Source organism: Acinetobacter sp. YH12100 (assembly GCF_013419135.1).
Lineage (GTDB): Bacteria > Pseudomonadota > Gammaproteobacteria > Pseudomonadales > Moraxellaceae > Acinetobacter > Acinetobacter pseudolwoffii.
In genome coordinates this window covers 1-6,055 of sequence record NZ_VPAQ01000036.1, presented here as the reverse complement: position 1 = coordinate 6,055, position 6,055 = coordinate 1, and the positions used below count along the sequence as shown (strand labels likewise).

The window sequence follows — 6,055 nt, the reverse complement described above, 5'->3', positions numbered from 1 at the left end:
CTCCAAGACCTCCAAGCGACCATAAACCGCCAGTTACTAGGCATCAAGATCGACCAACAAAGTCTACAGAAATCCATCCAAACCCAAGTAGAGAAAGCGATAGAGAGCAAATCAGAACAAATAGAGAACCAACTAGAGAACCTAATAAGAGAGAAGCTAGACAGCCAAGCGAAACAGCACTTGATATGGGCGATCACCGGCTTTGGTCTACTGATGCTTTTAACGATTTTTTATCTGACTTATCAGCTAAATTTAAGCAAAAAGATGATCGAGTCACAGAAACAAGAAATTCAGCAGATTTATACGAGATAACTAGCCATGCAGACCGAAATCGACCAATTTTTGACAGAGCAAAACAGCTTATTGATGCAACAAAACAGCTTGTTAGCAGAGCAAAACAAGGTTTTGAGTCAACAAGTCGATTCATTAAAGACCATCTTGACCGAATACAGCGAAGTAGAGCAGAAATTACAGGACAGAATCAGCATCTTGCAATCGGAGACAGAAGAACGTCAAGCCTTGATCTTGGCGCTCAAAATCGAGCTATCCAAAATCGAGCAGGGCAGTTTTTCGCAGGATTTACAGCAAAACTTTCAAGCCAACTTAACGAGTCAACTGCAAACGCAATTAACCCAAGCCTTAAATCAGCTGAATTTAAACGACATTATCAACAACTTAGTGAAAACAGCGATATCACCGGTACAAAAGACTATCACCGAACAGCAGACAGACTTAGAAAAAGCTCTCTTGAAGCTCTCTCAACTCAAAGTATCGCAAACTATAGACGACGAATTGGAGACTCAGAGCAAGCAAATAAAGGGGCTAGAGAGAACGCTTGGCGACTTAATAACATTGATATCCAACTTAAGCAAGTAACTCATTTGATTGAAAATATTAGACTTGAGCCGAGACCTGCATCGGACTTTATAAATTTACGGTATGACGGCTACTACCCGGATTACGTCAAATTCCATGAGACGCTTACGAAGAAGCAAGATCAAGCTTACAGAAGCAAAAAACATTTTCAACTTATTGATTTTATAGCTGAAAAAACTGATAACTTGGAGCGATACATGAATCGTGCAAGTAGTAATATCAGCACGTCAGACTATGACCAAATCGAGAAGATCATCAAAAATGACGAAAGAATGCTTAAATATTTGAAATGTGAAGTGATTTTAGAGCCAAAAAATGATCATTTCGATTCTCAAAGACAGGTATATAAAAAATGCTTGGCGACTTTTGAAGATATAAAAAGCTTAATCACAGAGAAAAAGAACCCGACACCTGAGAAATATTTCTCACAGTCAAGTCCAGAGCCTGAAAACAAACCAAAACTCAAGCAGAGCCGTGATTTCGATTTTTAATCAATAATCTAATTCAGCAAAAGCGGTAATCAGAGAGGGGAAGCGATTTATCGTTATGTCGCTCACACTCTGTTCGCTTTGTGCTTTTCTTTTTGATACCAACTGGTTTAAACCGAGCGAGTGTCTACGAGCGATTGAGCATCATAAAAATTTCAGCAACGCTTCTTCTCTGATTACAAACTCCCTTTTGATCTCAAACGGTAAGTACAGAGCATCCCGAATGGGTGCGAACTTTGAATTTTGTGCTTTTAAAAAAAGTATGAGCGAAGCGAATACACTATCAATGTTTTTGCTTTTGATTTTGCTCTTGAAACGACACGAGCGAAGCGAGTGCCATAGCCTTTGATTTTATGTTTAATTCCCTTTTATTCTTTTAAAAAGCTTTTAAATACTTTTAGACACCCTTCTAGCCCATGTATAGCAAGGCTTCCAGACTTTTAAAAACTACAAATGGCATGCATTAAACTACAAATGGCATGATTTTGGCACTTAAAAAACTACAAATGGCATGATTTAAAACTACAAATGGCATGCATTAAACTACAAATGGCATGATGTAGGTTTATGTAAAAAACTACAAAAATAATGTGCAAAAATAATTCAATATGTTATAAAAAACTACATCGTGCAAAGTGTAGTATTATGGAATTAAAGAAAACCTACCCTGTATCTTGGGTCGTTATGCAGAATACAATTCAAGAGTGCTTTAAAAGCATGAGTATTGATGAAAAACGATTGTTGATTCTAGCTAGTCCTATTGCTCGAACAATGGATGCAACTGAAAAAGATGCAATCACCATAACCTCTGAAGAGTTTGCGAAAGAGTGCGGGATTAAAACCAATTCAGCATATTCCCAAATGGAAGAAGCAAGTAAAAGCCTTTTAAGGCGATACTTTTCCTATGGAGACAATAAGAAAAAAACCTATTGTAACTGGGTGATTAGAGCAATATACGAAAACGGTGCAATATCAATATGCTTTCCTGATGAAGTTCTTTTGATGCTAAAAGAATTTGATAAATTGAATCCTTACACCAAGTATAAAAAAGACATCGTGTTAAGCCTAAAAAAGGATTACTCATTTGATCTTTATCACTTAGCAAAAAAACATCAGGCTATGGGACAATTTGAGATGTCCTTAGAACATATAAAAAATGAGTTAGGTTTACCCCCCTCATACGACAAACTTTGCAATCTAAAAGACCGTGTTATCAAACCATCACTTGACGAGATTACCAAAAATACAGATATAGACCTGACCTATGAGAACGTAAAAAAAGGACGTTTTGTAATTGGCTTTAAGTTCACAGTGAAAGAAAAACCTAAACCGAAATTGATAGCACCAGAGCGAGATCAAAAAACTATAGACATGTTTTGCAAGCTCACAGATGCACAAATCAATAAATACAGCTCAATTCTAAGTCGCGTTAGTGATATGTCAGACCTTTCGACATTTCCGACCTATGATGCCTTTGCGCTTTGGATTGCTAATATCTTGCGTGATCCTGAAAGCGTTAAAGATGAAACAGCAAAACGTATTTTTAAAGCTCTACATCAAAAAACGGACTTCAAACCATAAAAATGAGTAATAGAAGCTAATAGCTAAATTTTCCTAACTACTTGTTAAAATATTGATTTTTACTCATGCAATAATAGGATAAGAGAATATTAAAATCACATGCGAAGACAATGATCACCCTATATACCCAAAGAACATTTGGCTCAAAGCCAAGAACTAATGATGAAATTACCTTTCCATTATGGAAAGGGATAGTGGCATTTTTAGAAAGGATGGAGCAAAAGAACTTCTTTGCAGAAGCGTATCCCGAAGGCTGCATGGATAATTCAGCGGATATTTGGGCTACTGATACCAATAAGCTCAGTGATGAACTGGAAATTTATACAGAATTAACTTGGCCATTAAAAACAACCAAAGAATCAGTTAATTATTTCGAGAATAGTCAGCCTTATATTCCGACAAAATATGAAATTTTCGATACTTTAGAGTTTCTTTTCCAAAAAATATCCACACCATCAGATGGCTTTTATCATCCATTTTGTCGCCACTACCACTTAAATTTTGCAAAAGATAATGTTGCTAAGATGGAGTTTAGCAATGAGATAAATGGCTTGTTTGCCACGACAAGTATGGTTTATGAGTTCAATCCTACCAATGGTCATGTTGAAACTATCGTGGGTGAAGAAACCAAGCAACTCATAAATAGCGCATTAACTGGCAAGATGATGGACGCTCAATATCATCAAATGTTAGAAACTGCTTGCGTTCAGATAACAAATTTTCGCTTGGATGTCGCTTATCAGGCTCTTGAAAAACTATGGGATGCCTATGAGAGATTGAAATGCTACTTTGATCCAAAAAATCAAAAGGATAAGAGTGTTTCGGCAGCACGTATCGTTGAGCTATTTGGTGACAACGAATTTTTCCAGACACAAATTAGTGAAGAAATGCATAAAATTACCCTACTAGGTAATAATTTACGAATCCGTCATTCAGAAACATACCAATCAGTACTGACTAATCACAGGCAAATTCATTACCTGTTTAGGCGTTGTTTAGCATTAATCGTACTTATACAAGATCAAATTGTTGCTTCTAATGTATAAAACTAAGATAAAGCTCTAACTCAATACTTTGAAATATTGCTTCGACTATATTTCAAAGTTAGGCACATTTGATACTGATATTATTCGATTTGTGGCAATGAACATAATTACTAAATAAACCTTTTTCTTGAACTTTTTAATCATTTTATTCTATTTCTAAAACTGAAAATCGTATCATTAATGAAATTAGCAAGCCTACCTGTATATACAAAAATTCTTCGAATTTTGCATATACAGGGACTTGTTAGGGGATTCCCCTAAGACCCCAAGCCCATCACAGATGGGCAAGTCAACTTCGTTGACTTAAAAACAAAAGCCTGTGAATAGGATGAGGATATGCGAAGTAAAAATAAAATTTTCAGACTCACCGAGCTACAGCTAGAACAACTGGAGAAGCACCTCGAAAAAGAAGGTACGACTTTTACAGACTTCATTCATTCCCTGATTCAACGTGAAGTTATGCAAGATGCAGTCACGGTTAGACAGCCCACGGAAGAAGAACTAAAACCGAGGACCAAAATCAAAACAGTGATTGAAGTCGTCAAACGCTATCAAAAAACCGACCCAGCATTACTACTAGACCTATCCAAAATCGGCAACAACTTGAATCAGATTGCCCGAGCCTTAAACATCATTAAAAATGCTGATCCCCAAGAGCAACGCAAGTTAGATATTTTCAGCATTTTTTCAGTTTTAAAAGCTATGCAAACCGAGTTAGAACAAATATTCCCTGCCCTCCCTAAAATCAGCAGACAAAGCCCCGAAAGGCTAAAAAAACAATTGTCTTCGGTGCAACTGGCTGAGGAGAACGAGAGTGCATATTAAATTTTTAGATCATGGCAAAGGGTCAGCAGCACACGCTTCAGCGTATGTTTTAGATAAGCTTGATCATCTTGGCAATGTTCGGGCAGGGGTTGAAGTTTTAAGAGGTGATGCGACTACGTTTAATGCAGTTTGTAATGCTAGTCCTCACCTTTGGAAATATACAAGCGGAGTCATTGCATGGTCAAAAGAAGACGATCCGACTAACGAGCAGATCCAAGAAGTTTTAGATGATTTTGAAAAGCATGCTTTCGCAGGACTTGAACAATTGCAGTACCACCTTTTTGCTGTCCAACACACGGACGAGGACGGCTCAAAGCATATCCACGTTTTAACACCACGCCTGGATATACAAAGCGGAAAATCACTCAACATTGCCGCACCAGGGCATGAGAAACATTTCGACTCATTCCGCGATTACTTCAACACCAAATATCAATGGTCACGCCCTGACGATCTGCTTTTGATGCAAACCACACAAGAGCCGAATCACATCGCCAAATTAAACAAACATGCAAAAAACATACTCTCAAGGCAAGAACTTGAGACGCTGACAAAAAAGCAGTTTTCCAAGACTGTTGATAACTACGTCAAAACACTTTTAAAGACCCAAACCGCAGAAAACAGGGCAGATATTGTCGAGTGTATCGAGCAAGTCAAAGGCGTGGAAGCTGTTAAACAAAGCAAAGAGTTTTTAACAGTCATCCTAATAAGCGGTAAAAAACACAGACTTAAAGGCGATTTTTACCATGAACAATTCGAAATTGAACTTTATTCAGAGCGTCTCAGAGCAGAAGCAGAAAGCCGACCAACTGCAAACGAGCTTACACAGGCTATCGGAGACGCTAAAAGCGTTCGAGATGACTATCGAGCAAAGCGAGAAGCCTATAACTCAAAACAGTATGCTTTTACATCAAGTACAACAAACGACAATATCCCTCAAATCGCATCTAAGCTCGATATTGACCGAGATAGGCAATCTATCACCCGAAGCCCTAAAAGAGACGACAGCGAGCTACAAAGCGCAAATAGACGCACTGATGACTCAGCTAGCGACTATAGATATATCGGAGATTTCGACAGTAAAGCAGAGCATAGATTCGTTTTCAGCATCACTCCAAGACCTCCAAGCGACCATAAACCGCCAGTTACTAGGCATCAAGATCGACCAACAAAGTCTACAGAAATCCATCCAAACCCAAGTAGAGAAAGCGATAGAGAGCAAATCAGAACAAATAGAGA

At 37.9% G+C, this 6,055-nt stretch carries 4 protein-coding genes and 1 pseudogene; all 5 read left to right on the top strand.

Going from position 1 to position 6,055, the window contains the following annotated elements; genetic code table 11:
- Window positions 1–1,367, top strand: a pseudogene (locus FTU40_RS14705) (mobilization protein); the annotation flags it as partial.
- Window positions 1,368–2,009: 642 nt separating this feature from the next.
- Window positions 2,010–2,945 carry a replication initiation protein gene (locus tag FTU40_RS14700; RefSeq protein ID WP_180041315.1) on the top strand — a complete coding sequence of 312 codons (936 nt, stop codon included), beginning with the start codon at window positions 2,010–2,012 and terminating at the stop codon, window positions 2,943–2,945.
- Window positions 2,946–3,055: 110 nt separating this feature from the next.
- Window positions 3,056–3,991, top strand: a complete 936-nt coding sequence (locus FTU40_RS14695) for an AbiJ-NTD4 domain-containing protein (RefSeq protein ID WP_218951673.1) — start codon at window positions 3,056–3,058, stop codon at window positions 3,989–3,991.
- 336 nt (window positions 3,992–4,327) lie between these two features.
- On the top strand, window positions 4,328–4,816 hold the full coding sequence (mobC, locus tag FTU40_RS14690) for a plasmid mobilization relaxosome protein MobC (protein WP_180041313.1): 489 nt from the start codon (window positions 4,328–4,330) through the stop codon (window positions 4,814–4,816).
- Window positions 4,806–6,055: relaxase/mobilization nuclease domain-containing protein (locus tag FTU40_RS14685; RefSeq protein ID WP_373686073.1), on the top strand; the 1,250-nt coding region annotated here is incomplete at its 3' end. The genes mobC and FTU40_RS14685, both read left to right, overlap by 11 nt.

Coding starts and splice junctions, on each gene's coding strand:
- FTU40_RS14700 (WP_180041315.1), top strand. CDS start 2,010: ATGGAATTAAAGAAAACCTACCCTGTATCTTGGGTCGTTATGCAGAAT.
- FTU40_RS14695 (WP_218951673.1), top strand. CDS start 3,056: ATGATCACCCTATATACCCAAAGAACATTTGGCTCAAAGCCAAGAACT.
- mobC (WP_180041313.1), top strand. CDS start 4,328: ATGCGAAGTAAAAATAAAATTTTCAGACTCACCGAGCTACAGCTAGAA.